Below are 17416 nucleotides of genomic sequence, written 5' to 3'. Positions count from 1 at the left end.
CGGTCGTCGATCAACCACACCAGAAACGGCCTTCGCCCGACATCAGAATCGGACCTTGAGCCGGTGTCGTCATGCGGGCGCACTAGATCGAGAAAGTCGCAGGAACGTGGACTCTGATGTGAGCGGTGAACCATACCGATGATTCGAATACAACTCCTCGAATGGATGGCGTGCTCGTGACCACGATCGATAGTCAGTTCCTGGCCTGCGGCGAAACGACGAGCTGTCACACCGTCGGGAGCGGAGATTGCTCGCACCCGGAAGTCACGTCGGCCCGCCACTAAGGGTGCAGCAAGGCACAGGCCTTTAGCTGACAAGATCCAAAATATTGGCAAGTGATTTACCGCTGCATTTGCGGTGCATGTGTCTGAAATGATGACGGCCTTGACGGCTGGCCTATCCATTTTCGACAGTAAGACCGACGGTGGCGAACACCAGAAACAAGATGCCGGACACGATCGACATCACGGACTGTCCGCGGCGTCCGATGCGGCGGCCGGTCGCCGAGACCGCAGATGCCACCGAGGCTTCGGCGTCGACCGCGTCGACCGCCGCAAGAGTTTGGGCGACGACCTTATGTCGTCGGTTCTACTGGGCCTGGTGAGAGAAGCCTCCAGGCGAGATGCCGTCAACGAACAGCATGCTCACTCGAGCCTTGCCTTCCCGGATGTCCCTTGCTCGGCGGTACTCGGAAGAGTCGTACCAAGTCTTAATCGTAACCATGTCAGGAAACTCGATGACCGCGAACCCTGCGGAGTCCCATGATCCTTCGGCGGGCTCGGGAACTGGTCCCGCGATCAGGTGATGTCCCCCATAGGCGAGGATGGATTGTTGCGCAGCGACTGCATAGGCAGCGCCGGCTACCTCATCGAGCACGTCGAAATTGACGATGACATAAGCAGGCATGGTTTGGCTCCATCTATTTCTTAATGGTTATGAAGGACAGCGGCATCGCCGCTCCCTCCCGGGATTTGTTATTTTATCTCTGGGATGTCGATAGGACCTCTCGTACCGCCTCGGCGATCTGCACGGCGTTCGGTGTGTCGGAGTGAACACAGATCGAGTCGACCCGCATCGGGAAGTCTTCGCCGGTGATGGCAGTGGCGACACCGTCTTCGAGCGCCCGTCGAGCGCGTTCACGCGCTTCGTCGATGGGTGTTGCGTGAGGCCGCCTGGTGATCACGAGGCTCCCGTCGGCGCGATAGTTCAGGTCTACGTAGAACTCGGCGACAAACGGGACGTCGTACTTCGCCGCTGCGCGTTCGTGTTCGGTGCCGGCCATTCCGAACAGAGGTACCTCGTAGTCCGCTGCGACCGACGCGATGGCTGCGGCGATGTCCGCATCGCGGGCGGCGAGTCCGTACAGCGACCCGTGTGGCTTGATGTGGTGCAGTGGTGCGCCCTCGGACCGCAGGAATGCAACCAACGCGCCTACTTGGTAACGGACGATGTCGGCAGCTTCGGACGGGTCGAGTTTCATCTCTCGTCGGCCGAACCCGACCAGATCCGGGAGTCCGGGGTGCGCGCCGACCGTCACACCGCCCGCCAGGGCGAGGCGGACGGTCTCTCGCATCGTCGAGGGGTCGCCCGCGTGGAAACCGCACGCGACGTTCGCGGTGTCGATGATCGGGATCAGCTCGTTGTCGTTACCGAATGAATGGATACCGAAGGATTCGCCCATATCGGAGTTCAGGTCGACCATGGTGTGTGCACGCTTTCTTGTTGTTGGTTCGGGGTCTGGCGATGTACGTCAGTTGTCGTACTCGTAGAAATCGGTGAAGAGTTTGCCGTTCCGCCCCCAGTTCTCGCGCTCGACATCGGTGAAGATGAACTGGATCGTTTCGGGCTTGCATTCGGCGATTCGGGCGATTTGTGGAGTCAGGACGTCCACGAGTTCTCGCTTCTGTTCGAGAGTTCGTCCCGGAAACCAGTCGATGCGTACGAACGGCATGGCGTGTCCTGTCTGTCGTCGTGGAGTAGTGGTCTGGTGAGGGTCATCGAGGCGTCGCGGAGGTGCTCCGCTGTCGACGGGTCGCCGGTAGGTAGAGGATGATTGCGAGGACGACGGTGATGATCGGGGCGAGCAGTGCCATTGCGGGCGACGCGGTCTGCTCGGTCATGGCGATGCCGATTCCGGAGGACACGACCCACGCCAGTACCGGCCATCCCAGGGCTGTGAGGCCGCGCGATGTGGTGGGTGAGGTGGAGCCGGCGGCTGCGACTCGTCGGGCGAAGTAGAGCGAGGCGAGTGCGATTGCCACCCAGGACGTGACGAAGACGCCTTGCCATGCGAGGGCGCGTAACAGGTAGGTCAGGACGTCGGTGAGCATGAAGAGGTATGCGACGATTCCCGACACGACGACCCAGAGGAATCGTGGGGTTGCTTTCCCGGACATCATCGCCCAGAGGTCCTGGAGGTTGGCCGAGGCCGAGTAGTAGTTCGCGGTGTTGATTCGCGTCTGCGAGATGACGATGACGATGACGCCGAGAAGGCCGAGTGAATTGATGACGGCCGTGACGACCCCGGTTTCGGTGCTGTCGAGGTCCCAGGCGCTGACGAGGTAGATGCCGATCAACCCGTTCAAGCCGAAGGTCAGCGCGTAGAACACCCATCCGAACGTGACGGTTCCGTGGAACTTGGCGTCCTCGGGTTTCCCCAGTCGGGCGAAGTCGAAGGTGTACATCATCATGACCCAGACGCCCATGTAGATCAGGTACGAGGTCATCCACCCGGGGAGGGGGCCCGCGGCGACGGTGTGACCGAGCCAGCCGGTGGGGTATCCCTGCTTGACGGTGGCGCCGATGACGATCGCCACCAGACCCACCACGTAGAGGGGAAGCAGGACGCCGTTGAGTTTGTCCAGCCAGTTCCGCACACCCCCCGCCACGAGGGGGATCGCGTAGATCACCACGACGAGGTACCACAACTTCAGGTTCCCGCCGAAGTACTCCTGTAGTGCCACTGCGATGATCGAGCCCTCGAAGACTGCGTAGTAGATGGCTGTGACGGCGAACAGCAGTGCCGCCAGTCCGGAGCCGACGGGGCCGAATATGCCGCGGGAGAACAAGCTGATGGTTTGTCCGGTCTTGATCGCGTGACGCGCCAGTACGGAATTGATGATCCCGTATGTCGCGATGGTCAGTGCCATTCCGACGAGCGTGTTCACCGTCCCGACCGCGGCGTTGGATGCCACCGCGATGTACAGCCAGAACATGGCCGAGAACATGGCCCAGAACGCCATCGTCACGGACCATCGACCGACCCGGTCGGAGGCCGGTGGTCTCGCTGTTTCGTGGGGTTCGATCGTCATCCCTTTGCCGTCGTCGAGCGTCATGGGCACGTCCTTTGTGATTGGGCTTCGGCATGTCGAAGCGCGGAAGAGCTACCCATGGCGTGTGCGGTGGGCATGAGTCGGTGCGTGTTCTGTGGAGCGACTTGGTGCAGGTCGTGAGGGGGTGGGTCGAATCAGGCGGAGAGTGCGCGGCGAATCATGCCGCGGCGTGCTGCAGCGTCGGTCCGCGCCGCGAGTGCCTGGTCGATGCTGACGGCTTCGAAGACGGCCGTGGACCCCGGTGCGAGCTGGGCGAGGACATTCATGTCGGCGCTGATCACGGTCGCCACCATGGCGTATCCGCCGGCGGAGACGGCATCGCGGTGGAGCACGATGGGTTGGTTGCCGCCGGGGAGCTGAATGGAACCCACGGGATATCCCGCGTCGACGATGTTCGACGGATCGGACCCTGCGCCGAAGGGTTGTTCGCGCTCTTCGAAGGTAAAAGGCTCCGCGCCCTGGAATCGGAACCCGGTGCGATCGGCGAGGGGGGTGAGCTTGAACTCCGCGGAGGTCAGCATGTCCAGCGAATCGGTGGTCAACAGATGTGCGTACAGGCCGACGACCACCCGCACGGTCGCCTCACGCGCGAAGCGTGGCCGCAGATTGTCTGCGAGGGCCAAGTGTGTGACGCCGGCCCGCTCGGTCCCGAGGGGGACGGTGTCTCCGGAGGAGAGGGCGCGTCCGTGTAGACCGCCGATCTTGCCCAGCGCGTAGGTGCTTCGGCTGCCCAGCACGACCGGGACGTCGATTCCGCCCGCGAAGGCCAGATAGGTGCGTGTGCCGGCCGTGGCGAAGCCGAAAGAGACGACATCCCCTTCGTGCAGGGGGACGGCAGTCCACTGCGGCACCGACGAACCGTTGACCTTGACCTTCATCGCGGCGCCGGTCACGGCCATCACAGTCGCAGCTGTCACCGTGAATGTCGGTGCGGTGTAGGTCGTTTCGATCGTCGCGTAGGTGCCAGGGTTTCCCACGAGCAGGTTCGCGATCTCATGCGAGAGCGTGTCCAACGCGCCACCGGGGGGAATTCCAACGTCGTAGTGGCCAGGTCGACCGAGGTCCTGAACGGTCGATTGAAGTCCGGGTTCGTCAACGAGCAGCGCCATCGAGGGCCTCCAGGATGCTGGTGTTGTAGGTTTCCGGGTCGGCTGTCCACCGCGCCAGGTCGAAATCGACCTCGGTGATCCGGTACCGAAATGTGCCGTCCTCGCATTCGCGGCGGATGGCGTCGTACCGGTCCTGCTCGATCGGGGTGAACTTGACGATGTCGCCGGCGCGGAACAGAACCGGAGATTGCTGGAAATCCGCCAGGGCGGAGTCGGGGGCAAATACCGGCGCTGCCGCGATCCCGAACATCTGATAACCACCCGCCCCGCGGACGGAGTAGATGACGGTGAAACAGCCGCCGTGTCCCACCGTCAGCGGCGGGGTGTCAGTACGTGGGCTGAGGTACTTGGGAACTTCCAATTGCTCTGCGCGTGAGGTCATCTGGTACATGAAAGGCAGTGCTGCGACGAAGCCGACCGCGGTGACCATCCAGGGTGTGCGGTGGTGGCGTTCGATGAAGTCCTGTGCGTCGGCGCATCCGTTGGCCTCGGCGGCGAAGTCGAGGTCGCTCATGTCGGGTGTCTGATGGTTGGCTCGGAAGCGCGATCCGACCTCGGAGGTGTACGGGTCGTCATACCAGACGGGGACCTCGATGACTCGCGTCGATGACACCTGCGCGGAGCCTGCTCGTACCGCCGATTCGATCTCTTCGATCTGCGTGCGCAGCGACCGTGGTGCGATGACGTCCGGGTCGTAGCGCAGCAGCAGGGAGTTGTTCGTGGGGCAGATGTCGCTGATACCTGCGATCGCGGCGGCGCGGATCGCGTCCGCCAACGCTCCGACGATGACGTATCCATCCAGGCTCATCGACTCGTCGATCTCGATGAACAGGAATTCGTCGCCGCCCCAGGAGTATCGGGCGCGCTCGGGTGGGCCTTCTCGTCTCACGTCGTCGTCCCCTGGAGGAGTTGATCGGCGGACTGCTCGAGGAACTTCGTATGGTGAGTGGCGTTGACGACGGATCGGTGAGCGAGAACGGATGTCAGGTACGACGTCGTGGTATTTACGCCATCGACTCGAAGTTCGGACAGTGCTCGCAGGGCGCGACCGAGGGCGGAGGGGCGGTCGGAATGCCACACCACGATCTTGGCGACGAGGGAGTCGTAGTACGGCGACACGACGGATCCGGCGACGACACCGCTGTCGACCCGAACACCTGGTCCACCGGGGTAGCGGATGTCGGTGATCGTCCCGGGGCTCGGCATGAACCCCATCGCGGGATTCTCGGCATTGATGCGCATCTCGATGGCGTGGCCGTTCCGAGTGATCTGTTGCTGGTCGTAGCCGAGTTTCTCCCCGCTGGCGATGCGTAGCTGCTCGCGCACCAAGTCCATTCCCGTGATCATCTCGGTGACCGGGTGTTCGACCTGAAGCCTGGTGTTCATCTCGATGAAGCAGATTTCACCGCGAGCCTGGTCGTAGAGGAACTCCACGGTTCCCGCTCCGCGGTACGCGCACCGCTTGCCGAGGTCGACCGCGGCGGTCAGCATCTGCTCACGCAGGTGTGCGGGCAAGTTGGGGGCGGGAGTCTCCTCGACGATCTTCTGCTGGCGCCGCTGCAGCGAGCAGTCCCTGTCGAAGAGGTGGACGACATCGGTTCCGTCGCCGAGGATCTGAACCTCGACATGGCGTGCCCTGTCGATGAAGCGTTCGAGATAGATGGCGGAATCTCCGAACGCCGCTCCGGCCTCGGCGACGGCCAGCTGGATCTCGCCCTCGAGGGCATCGACCGTCTCCACGATACGAATACCTCGGCCACCGCCACCGGCCGACGCTTTGATCAGGAGCGGAAACCCGATGGACTCCGCGATCGCTCGCACATCCTGGTCGGCGAGGATCGCCCCGTCACTGCCCGCGAGAACCGGAACGCCGGCGTCCCTCGCCGCCTCACGTGCGGCTGCCTTGTTGCCCATCAGCGCGATGGAGTCTGGGCTCGGGCCCACCCAGGTGACACCCGCGGCCTCGACGCTCCGCGCGAAGTTCGCATCCTCGGAGAGGAATCCGTACCCGGGGTGTACCGCATCGGCACCCGAACTGTGGACCGCGTCGATGACTGCAGCCGAGTCGAGGTAGCTGTGCCCTGCCTGTGCTGGGCCGATGACCACGACGTGGTCGGACAACGCGGCCGCGAGGGATTCCGTGTCCGCCTCGCTCGCTGCCAGGACTGTTTCGAGCCCCATTTCGTGTGCCGTGCGGATGATGCGTACCGCGATTTCACCGCGATTGGCTACCAGAAGTCGTTTCATCAGTCCTCCGTCAGCTCGGCGATGACGGTTCCGGGGCTCACTTCGCTGGCGTCGGCGACGACGAACTTGTCGATCACGCCGGCTACGGCGGTCTTGACCTCACTGAACTGCTTCATGATCTCCACCAGCCCGATGGCCTGGCCGGCGTCGACGTGGTCGCCCTCGGAGACGTACGGCGGTTTTCCCGGGCCGGGGTTCCGGTAGAAGATCCCCGGAACTGGTGTCGAGACCTCATGCGTTGCCAATTGTTCTGCCTTTCCAGTTCTGACCGGGCGGGGTTTTCTCGGTCCGTGCGAGCGCTGCGACCGACGGTCAGGCATCGGCGGCGGCGGTGTCACAAGGGTCGACGCGGACGCCGGCGGTGTCAGCCCTCGAACCGGGTTCTCCCGGATGCTCGTGGTCCGAGATCGACCGTTGTGGTGCGAGGGCATGACGAGAACGGTATGGATCGACACGAGGCTGCGACAGCGTACATTTGCACGAAAAGCACAGGCCGCTAGTTGGTCGGATGCCCAGTCACGCCGCTTCCCGTGTCGGTGGAAACTTCGAGGTAACGATGACGAAACACACCGCTAGGTCGCTGTTTTTCCTGTTCGTAGGGGCATAGTCATGCAATTGACGGATCTGGTGGCGAACCAGTACTTGAATGTCCGGCTGAAGACTGCGACCGATGCCACACGCCTCTCGCGCACCATCTCCTCGGTGGCCCCCACCGAGTTGATCGAGCCGACCGGGTACCTCAGTGGCAACGAATTGTTGACGTTGTCGGGTATCGGGATGAACTTCGGGGATGCCCGGACATGGAACGCTTACGTGGAGCGGTTGGCGCGGGTGCCGGTTACGGGAATTTTGTTCCACTCCGGCGTCGTGCACCCGGCGGTCCCTCAGGGACTCATCGACGCGGGCAACGTTTTCGATGTGCCTGTTCTGGAGGTGGCGCCGCCGGTCAATCTGCTGCAGGTGCATCGCCTGGTCAACGACACCATCCAAGCCGAGCACTATGCGGTTCTGCGTAGCTCGCTGGCCCTGGCGGATCGATGCGCGGAACTCGAGGCTCGAGGCACGACCTTGTTGGGACTGCTCGAGGAGATCCGCATCGTCGTCGGTGGTGACGTGGGGCTGGTGGACTCTCAGGGCAGGATGGTCGCTTCTCGACCTGCCGGCATGCGATGGAACGTGCCGGGGCTACGCGCGCCCGCGAAAACGGATGCACTCGTCGAGCATCTGCGACTCCTGAACCCCGTTCGCGGGAGCGAACGATTCGCCATCGCCGTTCGGTCCCCGCAGAACGATTCCGTAGTGGATTCCTTGCTGGGGCCCGTGGGATCGATAGTGAGCCTTCACCTGAACTCCACCGCCGAGCACTACAACGTCGAGAACGACCGCATGCGTTCCTTGGTCGAGCATCTGCGGCTCCCGGATTCGGAATCCCCTCGTTTCACGAAGAAGCTGATGCGGGCCGCCGGATTCGACCCACAGAAACCGATCGTCCTGATCACAGTACGGACGGGAGCCGATCCTCACGACTCCTGGCGGATGCGATTGGACCTGACCGACATCTTCCCCACCCTCGGTCTGCTGGAAACCGAGCGCTACTCGCTGTTGATCGGACAGGACTTCGATCGTGACTCGGCCCAGCCCGCCACACTCCGACGGCTGCACGACATCGCCCCGCGCAGACCCGCGATCGTCACCGCGCCCTTGCCCGGCATCGGCGCCCTGCGCACGGCGGTGATGGCGTCACCGCGGCAGCTCGACCGCGTCCAGGAACCCACCGCCGCACGGCCCTTCGATCTACCGTCCGTTCTTGCCACCGCACTGTCCACCGGCGGTGTCGAACAGGCTCTGGAGTTCATCCGACCGCTGAATGACTACGACGTCGAGAGCGGATCCGAACTGGTCCGCACGCTGCGAGCATTCCTGGACGCGGACGGCAGTCCGACCCGCACGGCTACGGCGCTGTTCATTCACCGAAACTCACTGACCTACAGGATCAACCGCATCGGCGAGCTTCTGGGAGTGTCCCTGAGCACCATGGACGGCAAAGCCACCTGCTCGGTGGCCTTGGCCGTCTGGGGGATGCACGACTCCGGCGAAAACGATGACCAGGCCATGCCCGATATTCCGCGCTCCACCGTGACGACATGGAAGCTGCCGTGAGCACCAGAAGTGTCGGACTCGTGCATCGGTGTGCCACCCGCAATCATCGCGTCCGGCGCAGGTGAGGCGTGGTGACGGGCGGCGAGGAATTCCGTCCGGGGATCAGCGGCTCACTTCCCAATCCTTGACTGTGGCCATGGGGTTGAAGACTGAGTCGTCGACCTCTGTCTCGATCGTTTGTGCTTGTTGTGCGCGGCGCACCCAGTCTCGGTTGGCGAGCGCCGGCTTGCCGAGCGCGACAACGTCTGCGGTCCCTCGCTCCACCATCGACGCGGCGGTGGCGGGATCGCCGAGTTGCCCGTTGGCGATCACCGGCAGCTTCGAGTGCTCGACGGCGAGGGAGGCGAGCGTCCGATCGGAGTCGGGGAACGCAGCGGCGGTGGCGTCGAACTCCGTGGTGTGGATGTAGTCGACACCGGCCTCGGCGAGGGCCGTGAAGATCACCGCGGCGTCGGACTCGCCTCCGGACCACCGATGGAGGTAGTCACTGACTTTGGACTGCGAGATGCGTACGCCGATCGTGATCTCGGAACCGACTTCCTCGCGGGTCTCGGCAATGACCTCGCGGAAGATCCGGACGCGATTTTCGACCGATCCACCGTAGACGTCGTCGCGCTGGTTCATGTAGTCGGTGAGGAACTGGTCGAGAAGGTAGCCGTTCGCGCCGTGGATTTCCACGCCGTCGAACCCTGCTCTGACGGCGTTCCTGGCGGCGCGTGTAAATCCTGATCGCACGTCCGCGATGTCGGATGCGGTGAGTGCTCGCGGTGTGGGATACGAGCCGGTGCCGCCGTAGAAGCCCAGCTGTTCCCCGCGTGGGGGGACGGTGGACGGTGCCACGGACGTGTCGGTGTAGCGGTTGCCCTGAGATTGCGCCCCCGCGTGCATGAGCTGGGCGAACATCTTTGCGCCTGCCTTATGAACGCGGTCCACCACAGGTGTCCAGGACCGTGCGTGAGTTTCGGTGGCCAGGCCCGGCTGGTTCAGATACCCCTGACTGTGTGCGGTGTCGGGGTAAAGGCCCTCGGTGATCACCAGTCCGAAGCCGCCGTGGGCGAACACCTCGTAGTAGGCGGCGTTCCTGTCGTTCGCCGAGCCGTCGGGATCACCGCTGACGCGGGTCATCGGCGCCACCGCCACTCTGTTGGGCAGTGTGGTCGGGCCCAACCGGGCCGTCTGGAACAACGCGTCGATCGATGTCGCTGCGTGCGTCATGAAATCCTCCGAATGGGGAAGCCGAAACCGGCTTGAGTGGGTGAAAGTGTGAGTTAGTGGGTGGTTTCGGCCGCGAGACCCAGTCCGATGTCTCGGATCTCGGGACCCGGTCGACCGGACCGCGCGCTGACGATGCGGACCAAATCGTCGTAGGTACGGCAAACGACCGACACTCCGGTGGGTCCGTCGACTATCCACCCAGAGGTGATGGGCCGAACGGTGTCCCGGCGCAGCGCAGTCGAGACTCGCCGCGCGACCGCGAATCGCTGGCGGACGCCACTGACGTGGGCTGCGGCCCAGTCGGGTGGAGCGCCGGCGCATCCCCCGCACATCAGGGCATCACGTCGCCGGAGTTGGGTCCGAGGACCTGGCCGACGAACAGGTTGCCGCCGGGTTCGGACGCCAGGAGGACCGCTGTCGGTGCGATCTCGTCCGGGGTACCGAATCTCCCGAGCGGAAGTTCTCCTCGCTTGTGCCGTTTCCAGTCATCGTCGATGGCGTCGACCATGGGTGTGTCGACCGGACCGGGCGCGATCACGTTGGCCAAGATGCCGTGAGATGCGTTCTCCAGCGCGATCGACTTCGTCAGTGCGATGACACCGGCTTTGGCCGCGGCATAGTGGGCGAGCGAGACACCGCCTTTGATGCCCAGCTGGGAGGCGATGTTGATGATCCTGCCGTGGCGCTGCGCCAGCATGGGGCGCAGGGCTGCTCGGTTGAGCAGGAACACGCTCGTCAGGTCGATGTCGATGGTCTCTCGCCACAGTTCGGTGGTCATGTCCGCGGCGGGCGATTGAGTGAGGATGCCGTGCGAGCACACCAGGATGTCGAGCCCACCGTCCTCGGACACAACCTGATCGACGATGCGATCTGTGTCGGATTCGAAGGCGGCGTCGAACACCAGACCCCTGGCAACCCCGAGCTCGTCGGCCAGCTCAGGTGTGGTCGGGTCGCGATCGGCGATCGTGACGGCCGCGCCCTCGGCGAGGAGTGCGAGTGCGATCGCGCGACCTATTCCGGACGCCGCGCCCGTCACGAGGGCGCGGCGTCCTGTGAGCAGTGCTGACATGTCGCCGGTCCTTTCAGTCCCGCATGGCTGTGGTCAGCGCGCCGTCGACGACGATGCTCTGGCCGCTCACGTAGGAGGCCTGTGGACTCGACAGGAACGCGACGACCTCGGCTACCTCGTGGGGATGTCCGACGCGACCCCACGGGATGTAGCTGCCGGCGCGATCGAGACCCTCGGGGCCCAGAGAGTTGACGGCGTCGTTCGACTGGGGCGTGCTGATGAGACCGGGGATGATGGCGTTGGCTCGGATGCCGCGGGGCCCGTATTCCACTGCGAGGCTGCGTACCAGCCCGATGACGCCTGCTTTGGCGGTTGCGTAGTGGGCGTGGTTCTGCCAGCCGTAGACGCCGCCGGCGATCGACGAGATCGCGGTGACCGACCCGCCGGGTCCCATGTGCCGGAGTCCGGCGCGTGCTGTTCGCATCACTCCGTGCAGATCGACGTCCATCATCGCGTGCCACTGCTCGTCCGACATCGCGTCGAACGATGCTTCGCGGAGAATGCCGGCGTTGGCGACGGCAATGTCGAGGCGTTGCCACGTCGAGACAAGAGTTTGAGCGAACGCGTCGACGGAGTCGGTGGAACGGACGTCGACCTCGACTATCAGGCCCTCGCCGCCGCCATCGCGGACCTCACGCAAGGTCGCTTCCGGGTCGTGGGGGTCGCCTGCGAAGGTGCCGATGCCCACCCGGATACCGCGTCCGGCGAGGCAGGTGGCGGTGGCGGCGCCGATGCCGGAGGCGGCGCCGGTGATCATCGCGACGGGTTGTTCGCTCATGAGCGCACACCCACTGCAGGGGTCGAGATGATCGACGGGGTGTCGTCGACGACCGGTTTGGCGAACAGGACGACTCCGGCGGACACTATCGCGCCGACCGCGCCGACTGCCAGGGCGGCGGTGGAGTACCCGATCGACGATGCGGTGAGGCCGGTGAGGATGAAGCCGGCGATGATAGCGCCGGGTTGGGACATGGCGCCGATGAACGCCGAACCCGTTGCACGGCAGTCAGTATCGAAGCACTCGGCTTGGAAGAACAGGATCGCGGCGTAGGGGCCGAGGAGGAAGAACAGTCCCATCATGTACGTGACGAGAACGAAGATCTGGCTGGACGGTCCGAGGAGCATCGCGGCGAAGAACAACCCCGACAGGGTCCACCCCACAGCGATGGTCGGGCGGCGCCCGAAGCGATCTCCGGCCCACCCGTGCGCGAGGTACCCGGCGACGGCGACGAGGTTGGACAGGACGACGAGGATCAGCGTGCTCGAGGCGTCGATGCCCTTGCCTGTCTCCAGCACAGTCGTTCCCAGGACCGAGAAGGTCTGGATGGCGAACCAGTTGAACAGCCAGGCGAAGGAGAACACGACCGTGTTGCGCAGGTGTCGCCCGGTGAAGATGCGCTTGAACGGTGCTGCGGTCTGCTCGACCGTCGCCGTGCTAGACGCGAGAGCGTCGGCCTCGTCGTTTCTTCCCGCTTTGCGCAGCTGCTTGACCGTGTGCTGGGCCTCGAACTGCGGGCTCTCCTTCAGGGTGCGGCACACCAGGGCCACGATCACCGCGGGGATCGTGGCTAGCAGGAACACGATGCGCCACGACTCGGCCCCGAAGATTGCGGTGACGATGGCTACAAACCCGGCTGCGAGGAGAGCTCCGGCGGGCCAGCCCGTCTGGACCATCGAGTAGACGAAACCGCGGCGCTTCTTGATCTTCTCGTCTTCGGTCACGTCGTAGAGTTCGTTGAGGTAGGTGGCGTTGACCGACTGCTCGGCGAGTCCGAGCCCGCTGATAGCGCGGACGCCGATCAGCGATGCTGCACCGACGGTGGCCGCGGTGGCCGCGGACGATGCCGCGGTGCCTGCGACCGAGATGATCATGCCCTTGCGGCGGCCCAGTTTGTCGACGAGTGGTCCCACGAGGAGGACGACGACCGCGGTGCCGACGCTCACGAGTGTCGAGACGAGGAGTGCGTGGCTGGTGGTCCAGCCGAAGGATTCTTCGATGCGTGGCAGGAGTGTGCCGAAGAGGATGAAGTCGTAGACGGCGACGGTCCACGCGAAGAACGCGATTCCCGATGCGCGGCGGGTTTCCTTGCCGGTGACGCGCCGGAGGCCGGCGGCCGGTCCAGGGGTGGTTTCGGACATTGTCCAGTCTTTCTGTCGAGGTGCGGTTCGGGGTGATCGAGTCAGGTGCGCGGCGAGCGGTGCTTGAAGTCTTCGGCGATAGAATTGAAGTTCGTCCAGGTCACGCCGTCGTGCTTGTTGATGTGTTCGATGAGCCGCTCGAGCATGAGCAGCACTTGCGGTCTGCCGGCGACATCGGGGTGGATGGTGAAGGTGAAGACGGCGTACTCGCTCTCCCGGTAGACCCAGTCGAACTGGTCTCGCCACATCTCTTCGAGGTGACGGGGATTGACGAATCCGTGGCTGTTGGGACTGCCTTTGATGAACATCATCGGAGGCAGGTCGTCGAGGTACCAATTGGCCGGAATTTCGACCAGGTCGGTCTCGGTGCCGCGGATGTAGGGCTTCATCCACGCGGCCGCGGGCTTGTCGTAGTCGATCGCCGTCCACGAATCCTCGACCCGCACGTAGTACGGCTCGAAGTCGCGGTGCATAAGGGAGTGGTCGTAGGTGATGTTGCGCTCGACGAGCAGTTCGTTGGTGACCTTGCTGAACTCCCACCACGGCGCGACGTACCCCGTGGGGCGGTTACCCGATCGGGTGGTGATGAGATCCAGGCAGTGGTCGAGAATGTCGGATTCTTGTTGGCGGGACATCGCAATGGGGTTCTCGTGGCTGTATCCGTGCACCCCGATCTCGTGACCGCTCGCGACGACGGCGTCGAACTGTTCCGGGAAGGTCTCCACAGAGTGGCCGGGCCAGAACCACGTCGCCGGCAGGTCGTACTTCTTCAGAAGGTTGTTCAGTCGGGGGACGCCCACCTCGCCGGCGAACACTCCCCGCGAGATGTCGCCTGGTGAGTTCTCACCGCCGTACGAACCGAGCCAACCACCGACGGCGTCGACATCGATACCGAACGCGACGAAAATTTCCTTGGCCATGAGGTCAGAGCTCCTTGTTGTCTGAGTAGATGTCGATCGCGGACTGGGGTGCCTCGGACCGATCGTGGCGTTGAGAGAGCCAGAGCGCCAGAAGGATTCGAAGTTGGGTTGCAGGTAATCCCGACGCTGCGGGGACTCCGGCCGCGATCAGGTCGGCACCCCCGCCGTTGCCGTAGACGCCGGCGACGGGGCCTTCCGGCACCCGGGTGGACAGGACCACGACGATGCCGGTCGCCAGCGCCTCTGTCACCGTTCTGGTGACGGACTCGTTCGCGTTGCCGACTCCTGTTCCTGCAAGGACGATCCCCGCAGCGCCCGCGGCGACGGCCGCATTCACGAAGACGCCGTCGGCGCCGAGGTACATCTCCACCAGGTCGACGCGTGTGGTGTCGAACTGCGCGGTCGGCCGCGCCAATGGCTTGGGGCGGCGCGGAACCGACGTGACACACACTTGGCCGCCGCCGACGGTTCCAATGCCCCCATGCGCAGTGGAACCGAAGGCGGCGAGCGCCGTGGTGTGCAATTTGCGTGTGCCACGTGCTGCCAGTACGTCGCCCGCGAAGACCACGAGGACGCCGAGATCGCGCGCGTCGGGTGACGCCGCGACATCGATCGCATCTCTCAGATTGCGTGGACCGTCGCCGTCGAGTGCGTCGTGGGCGCGTTGGGCGCCGGTCATGACCACTGCGCGCGGGTCGTCGTGGACCAGATCGAGGAGGATCGCCGTTTCCTCGAGTGTGTCGGTGCCGTGCGTGATCACGATGCCGTCGACGGGGTCGACCTCACGGGCGAGCAGTTCGGCGACGCAGTCGCTGATTGATCTCAGATGTTCGAAGGTCAGGTTGTAGGAACCCACCGTCATCAGGTCGACAGTCTCGATGACAACCCCCGAGACATCGAGTTCGTCGACGAGTGCGGAGGCGGTGCGGCTGGCCACGACGCCCCCGGTTGTGGTCGTCGATGCGATGGTGCCGCCGGTGGCGATGACGGCGATTCGTGACTGCATGTGAGGTAGTGAAGCACGACACAATCGTTTGACGCAATCGTTTGTGTAACTTTGGTCAAACGTTTGTGTGAACCAGTTCGTAACATGGGTTGTTCGGTACGCTCGCCGTGTGAGCACGGAGGAGAATTGCCCAGAGCCTGCGCGGCGGGGGCCGGTGACGCTACGCATGATCGCCACCGAGCTCGGCGTCAGCCCGTCCACTGTGTCCCGGGTCCTCAACTCGCGGGGCGACGCGGCGTCGCGATGGGGTTCGCCGGACACTGTCGCCCGCATCAGAAGCTATGCAGAAGAAACGGGTTACTCGCCTAACCCTCAGGCGTCGAGCCTTCGGACTCGCAGGTCAGGCCTGATCGGCGTGCTCGTGCCGCGCCTGCAGGACTACGTGCTCGCCACCATCTATGAGGGAATCGAGGAGGCCGCGACAGAAGTAGGTCTGTCGACCTTCGTCACGAACTCCCGAGACCTCGTCGAGTTGCAACGCGAACGCACCCAGATGATGATCGATCGCCGCGTGGACGGGCTGATTTACGGCGACGCGCACCTCGACCACGTCTTCCTAGACGAAGTCCACGCCCGCGGACTCAAGTTCACGCTGACCTCTCGACGATCCGGGAGCTACCCCTCGGTGACGACCGACGACTTCAAGGGTGGTCGCCTCGTCGGGCAACATCTTGTCGATACCGGTCGGCGAGACGTTGCGGTACTGGCCGGACTGCCCTTCGCATCGACTGCCCGGGACCGCACGCGGGGGCTGGTGGAAGCTCTCGCCGACAACGGCCTTCATGTACCGCTTGAGCGAATCGTTTACTCGGGCTTCGATCCAGCTGGTGGGCGAGCCGCGATCGATCAGCTTCTGGCCTCGGGACCACTTCCCGAAGCAATCTTCGCCACGAACGACTTCGCCGCCCTCGGCGCCTTCGGCGCGTTGCGCGATAGGGGAATTCGCGTGCCGGACGACGTGGCGATGGTGGGTTACAACGACACACCCCTGGCTGAGGGTGGAGCAGTTCCTCTGACCACTGTCCGGTCCCCCATGCACGAGATGGGCCGCCGTTCGCTTGGCCTGTTGCTTGATGTCCTCGCGGGAAGGGAGCCGGAACCGGTCCTGCTAGAACCAGAATTGATCATCAGAAGTAGCACGGAAGCTCCAGTGCCAACGAAATTTTTGACCTGACTCCAGCAGTCGCTACAACTGGCAGGTGCAGGAGAACGAGTTGATACGCAGTAGTTGGTGGGGACGCCCGCTTCGCACCCGTATCAACAAGATTCCTTAAGCTGACAAAACGCATCGGCAATGATTGTCGTTTTGGTTTTGGGGTCTCCGTAGGCGCGTGGCGCCGCGTGCAACCTCAAAAACCAACAATCCAGCGGTACGCGAACCGCATCACCGCCATCACCGCCATCACCGCCATCACCGCCATCACCGCCATCACCGCGAGAGCCTCGTCGCGACACGCATCGCCATGGCATTTCAGTCGTCCATCGAGCACACGAGAACCAAGCCACCCTTAATGGGGAGCCGCCGCCTTGGCTGCCCGGTGGGTGCTGTTCGGCACGACTCGTAACGTTCCGATGTGCGCGCGCGAGTTAGCTGGCGGTCGAGACGGTGCTGGACGCCCATGGCTACTCGACTCTTATTCCAACGGTCTATTGGACCCAGAACAGAAAATTATGCAGCCGCCTGACCAGGCGCAATGCATCGCCCGATCTCGCCGAGAAGGCCCGAAAGAGTGAGTTTCGAGTTGAAAGTCATGAATAAGTAGTGAGTGCCACCCAAACCAGAAGGGCCCCTGATCAGCATCACCGCAGATCAGGGGCCCTTTTTGGTGCGCCCACAGGGACTCGAACCCCGGACCCAGTGACTATGCCCGGCCAAGCCAAGGAATCCAAGTGAGACCACGAAAGACCATGTGACCAGCGTGGATTAAGAGTCGCATGACCATACGGGATCACCATGGCCCGGGTAAGTCCGGAATGAAAGTCATGAATAAGTGATGAGTGGCCCGCGGAGTGTCGAGTGCCCGCCAATCGTTCCCACCGTCGCCTTCTGTGGCGGCGGTCTGATCCGATTACGGCGCTCGATCCGCTTCCCTCGAACGATGAAATTGGGCTTGGGTTCCCCGACGCGGCTTCGAAACCGACTTGTGTGCGTGGGGGCTTTGTCGGATCCGGCTGGCATGCTCGTCGCAACGGAGACCACGACGATGGCGGGCGGACCA

General features: G+C 63.7%; 17 protein-coding genes. 2 read left to right on the top strand and 15 right to left on the bottom strand.

What is annotated here, in order from left to right:
* Positions 1 to 588: 588 nt before the first annotated feature.
* The 8 genes from ASG64_RS20610 to ASG64_RS20575 all read right to left on the bottom strand — a co-directional run bounded on the left by ASG64_RS20610 (position 589) and on the right by ASG64_RS20575 (position 6933).
* Positions 589 to 906 (bottom strand): DUF1330 domain-containing protein, encoded by a 318-nt coding sequence (locus ASG64_RS20610; RefSeq protein WP_056076068.1) that lies wholly within the window; start codon positions 904 to 906, stop codon positions 589 to 591.
* Between the two features lie 73 nt (positions 907 to 979).
* Entirely contained in the window at positions 980 to 1702 is a 723-nt protein-coding gene (locus tag ASG64_RS20605; protein WP_056076065.1) for a 5-oxoprolinase subunit PxpA, read from the bottom strand.
* A gap of 48 nt (positions 1703 to 1750) precedes the next feature.
* Positions 1751 to 1951: a tautomerase family protein gene (locus tag ASG64_RS20600; RefSeq protein WP_056076062.1), complete on the bottom strand. Its 201-nt coding sequence runs from the start codon at positions 1949 to 1951 to the stop codon at positions 1751 to 1753.
* Positions 1952 to 1994: 43 nt separating this feature from the next.
* Positions 1995 to 3335 carry a purine-cytosine permease family protein gene (locus ASG64_RS20595; RefSeq protein WP_056076059.1) on the bottom strand — a complete coding sequence of 447 codons (1341 nt, stop codon included), beginning with the start codon at positions 3333 to 3335 and terminating at the stop codon, positions 1995 to 1997.
* A gap of 131 nt (positions 3336 to 3466) precedes the next feature.
* On the bottom strand, positions 3467 to 4441 hold the full coding sequence (locus ASG64_RS20590) for a biotin-dependent carboxyltransferase family protein (protein WP_056076056.1): 975 nt from the start codon (positions 4439 to 4441) through the stop codon (positions 3467 to 3469).
* Positions 4425 to 5330 (bottom strand): 5-oxoprolinase subunit B family protein, encoded by a 906-nt coding sequence (locus ASG64_RS20585; RefSeq protein ID WP_082518621.1) that lies wholly within the window; start codon positions 5328 to 5330, stop codon positions 4425 to 4427. The genes ASG64_RS20590 and ASG64_RS20585 overlap by 17 nt, the downstream gene beginning before the upstream one ends.
* Positions 5327 to 6688 (bottom strand): acetyl-CoA carboxylase biotin carboxylase subunit, encoded by a 1362-nt coding sequence (locus ASG64_RS20580; protein WP_056076053.1) that lies wholly within the window; start codon positions 6686 to 6688, stop codon positions 5327 to 5329. The genes ASG64_RS20585 and ASG64_RS20580 overlap by 4 nt, the downstream gene beginning before the upstream one ends.
* Positions 6688 to 6933 carry an acetyl-CoA carboxylase gene (locus tag ASG64_RS20575; RefSeq protein ID WP_056076049.1) on the bottom strand — a complete coding sequence of 82 codons (246 nt, stop codon included), beginning with the start codon at positions 6931 to 6933 and terminating at the stop codon, positions 6688 to 6690. Before ASG64_RS20575 ends, ASG64_RS20580 begins: the two co-directional genes overlap by 1 nt.
* A 364-nt stretch (positions 6934 to 7297) precedes the next feature.
* Here ASG64_RS20575 and ASG64_RS20570 point away from each other — a divergent pair, with 364 nt between their 5' ends.
* A complete protein-coding gene (locus tag ASG64_RS20570; RefSeq protein WP_056076044.1) occupies positions 7298 to 8848 on the top strand; it encodes a helix-turn-helix domain-containing protein in 1551 nt (516 codons plus the stop codon).
* Between the two features lie 102 nt (positions 8849 to 8950).
* Here the strand turns inward: ASG64_RS20570 and ASG64_RS20565 are convergent, their stop codons facing one another.
* The 6 genes from ASG64_RS20565 to ASG64_RS20535 all read right to left on the bottom strand — a co-directional run bounded on the left by ASG64_RS20565 (position 8951) and on the right by ASG64_RS20535 (position 15197).
* Positions 8951 to 10063 carry an oxidoreductase gene (locus tag ASG64_RS20565; RefSeq protein WP_056076041.1) on the bottom strand — a complete coding sequence of 371 codons (1113 nt, stop codon included), beginning with the start codon at positions 10061 to 10063 and terminating at the stop codon, positions 8951 to 8953.
* Positions 10064 to 10394: 331 nt separating this feature from the next.
* Complete coding sequence (locus ASG64_RS20555) at positions 10395 to 11132, bottom strand: SDR family oxidoreductase (RefSeq protein ID WP_056076038.1); 738 nt, start codon at positions 11130 to 11132, stop codon at positions 10395 to 10397.
* A 13-nt stretch (positions 11133 to 11145) separates the two neighbouring features.
* On the bottom strand, positions 11146 to 11910 hold the full coding sequence (locus ASG64_RS20550; protein ID WP_056076035.1) for an SDR family NAD(P)-dependent oxidoreductase: 765 nt from the start codon (positions 11908 to 11910) through the stop codon (positions 11146 to 11148).
* Positions 11907 to 13271, bottom strand: a complete 1365-nt coding sequence (locus ASG64_RS20545; RefSeq protein ID WP_056076032.1) for an MFS transporter — start codon at positions 13269 to 13271, stop codon at positions 11907 to 11909. Before ASG64_RS20545 ends, ASG64_RS20550 begins: the two co-directional genes overlap by 4 nt.
* 41 nt (positions 13272 to 13312) lie before the next feature.
* A complete protein-coding gene (locus ASG64_RS20540) occupies positions 13313 to 14191 on the bottom strand; it encodes a polysaccharide deacetylase family protein (protein WP_056076028.1) in 879 nt (292 codons plus the stop codon).
* Positions 14192 to 14195: 4 nt separating this feature from the next.
* Complete coding sequence (locus ASG64_RS20535) at positions 14196 to 15197, bottom strand: asparaginase (protein ID WP_056076025.1); 1002 nt, start codon at positions 15195 to 15197, stop codon at positions 14196 to 14198.
* A 166-nt stretch (positions 15198 to 15363) separates the two neighbouring features.
* On the opposite strand from ASG64_RS20535, the gene ASG64_RS20530 reads away from it, so the two are divergent.
* A complete protein-coding gene (locus ASG64_RS20530; protein ID WP_056076407.1) occupies positions 15364 to 16371 on the top strand; it encodes a LacI family DNA-binding transcriptional regulator in 1008 nt (335 codons plus the stop codon).
* Positions 16372 to 16546: 175 nt separating this feature from the next.
* Here ASG64_RS20530 and ASG64_RS21725 read toward each other — a convergent pair whose 3' ends face one another.
* A complete protein-coding gene (locus tag ASG64_RS21725; protein ID WP_156388472.1) occupies positions 16547 to 16687 on the bottom strand; it encodes a hypothetical protein in 141 nt (46 codons plus the stop codon).
* Positions 16688 to 17416: the final 729 nt, after the last annotated feature.

The sequence above is a fragment of the Rhodococcus sp. Leaf247 genome (genome assembly GCF_001426185.1).
In the GTDB taxonomy this organism is placed as follows: domain Bacteria; phylum Actinomycetota; class Actinomycetes; order Mycobacteriales; family Mycobacteriaceae; genus Rhodococcoides.
This window is presented reverse-complemented; position numbering and strand designations above follow the sequence as displayed.